This window comes from Bizionia gelidisalsuginis (assembly GCF_008086185.1).
Taxonomy (GTDB): Bacteria; Bacteroidota; Bacteroidia; order Flavobacteriales; family Flavobacteriaceae; genus Bizionia; species Bizionia saleffrena.
The window spans coordinates 1-998 of the sequence record NZ_VSKN01000087.1; the positions used below are offsets into that span (position 1 = coordinate 1).

Consider the following 998-nt stretch of genomic DNA (forward strand, 5'->3'; position numbering starts at 1 on the left):
GGTAGCTTCAATTGGTGTAAAGAGCAATTGTTGAGATGAACGTTGAACCGCCGTATACGAGACCCGTACGTACGGTGGTGTGAGAGGCGCACTGGCAATCATTCGATTGTCAGCCGTCTACTCGATTGTGCGTTCGTTTTTTTATTCCGTTATATTAATTTTTATTCCGTTAAACTCCGTTTTTCCTTTCAATTCGTAGGTTGTATTAGTTTCATAATAGGGTTTCCACTTTTCCAAAATCAGCTCGTTTTTATTATTCCATTCAATAATTCTATATCCATTCGGAATGAGTCCTTTTTTCAGGTCATTTATATTTTCTTTATTTTCAATTACAGACCAAAATACTCTCGAATATCCAAATCCGCCATTGTCAAACTGATATTCGTAATATTTATATTTTTGATTGGGTGAAGTCGATTCCGAAAGAATATTCAAATTCGGTTCGTTTAAAGCGTGTTCCGATTTAAAGGCTTCCGCAACATCACTAAAATCCGAATTGATTTTAATTCCAATTCCGATTATTATAATCAGCACTATTCCGACAAATATTAAAATCCATTTTTTCATTAAAACTCAACTATTTTTGTATATAGCACGATTTTTTAAATGACGCACAACGTGATTGTGTATGGTTAGTTGCGTGGTTAAGCAACTAATTTAGTAAACAAATACGAACCCGAGAAAATTCCGAAGGAATTTTCCAAATAAGCACTTGCCAAGCAATTAATTATACACGGTGTGTGTGCCCAGTATGGGCATCTTTAACTTACAGCAAAGTAAGTAATTAATCTAGAGGGTGCAAGTCCCTTATGCGCTGGGGTAACGCCTAGAAGCATTAGTAAGTCGCAAGGGTGGTAACTGCAAAGTTACATCTGAAGAAAGCGAGACTACAAAACTCGGTACTGACGAACAGAAACCGTATACAGAGGCCTATTTATTCGGGTAAGCAACCACATCATTGCAACGCCCAAAGAGTATCAAAAGGGTAAGTAGGTAGA

Annotated in this window: 1 protein-coding gene; it reads right to left on the reverse strand. The window is 37.0% G+C overall.

The window, feature by feature from the left end:
* Positions 1-141: 141 nt before the first annotated feature.
* Entirely contained in the window at positions 142-567 is a 426-nt protein-coding gene (locus ES677_RS15145; protein ID WP_148381733.1) for a hypothetical protein, read from the reverse strand.
* Positions 568-998: the final 431 nt, after the last annotated feature.

What these genes read in the sequence shown, in the direction of transcription:
- ES677_RS15145 (WP_148381733.1), bottom strand. Translation starts at nt 567, where the DNA reads ATGAAAAAATGGATTTTAATATTTGTCGGAATAGTGCTGATTATAATA.